The organism is Xenorhabdus bovienii, assembly GCF_024721015.1.
GTDB lineage: Bacteria > Pseudomonadota > Gammaproteobacteria > Enterobacterales > Enterobacteriaceae > Xenorhabdus > Xenorhabdus bovienii.
The window spans coordinates 1-472 of the sequence record NZ_JANAIF010000321.1 but is presented as its reverse complement, the minus strand read 5'-3'; the positions used below and the strand labels follow the sequence as shown (position 1 = coordinate 472).

Below are 472 nucleotides of genomic sequence, written 5' to 3'. Positions count from 1 at the left end.
AAACTCTCGCCTCGACACGTAACCACGTTACCGCTCGACAACTTGCAAGTTGAGCTCCTCTGTGAAGTGGATGAGCAAGGGTCTTTTGTCGCAAATAAGAAACAGCAGCGCTGGCTATGGTATGCCTGGGAGCCTCGCCTAAAACGTATCATCGCCCATACTTTTGGTCGCCGAAATAAGCGGACACTTCGCAAGCTGCTTGCCTTATTGTCTGGATTTAATGTGGCTTTTTGGTGCACAGACAAGTTTAGAGTCTACGAGATATTACCCGGCGAAAAGCACATCGCGAGTAAGCTTTATACTCAGCGGATTGAACGAGAAAACTTAAATCTAAGAAATCGATTGAAGCGACTCAATCGCAAGACGTTAGGTTACTCGAAATGCCCTGAAATGCATGACAAGATCATGGGTACATTCATTGAGCGTGAGCATTATCTATTTTAACAATAATCTCTATATTGAATACACTACC

General features: G+C 44.3%; 1 protein-coding gene. It reads left to right on the top strand.

Translation table 11 applies throughout. The annotated features are described in order from the left end of the window. Positions 1-444 (top strand): IS1 family transposase (locus NXS07_RS20805; RefSeq protein ID WP_258087607.1); only part of this gene is annotated, 444 nt, incomplete at its 5' end. Positions 445-472 lie beyond the last annotated feature (28 nt).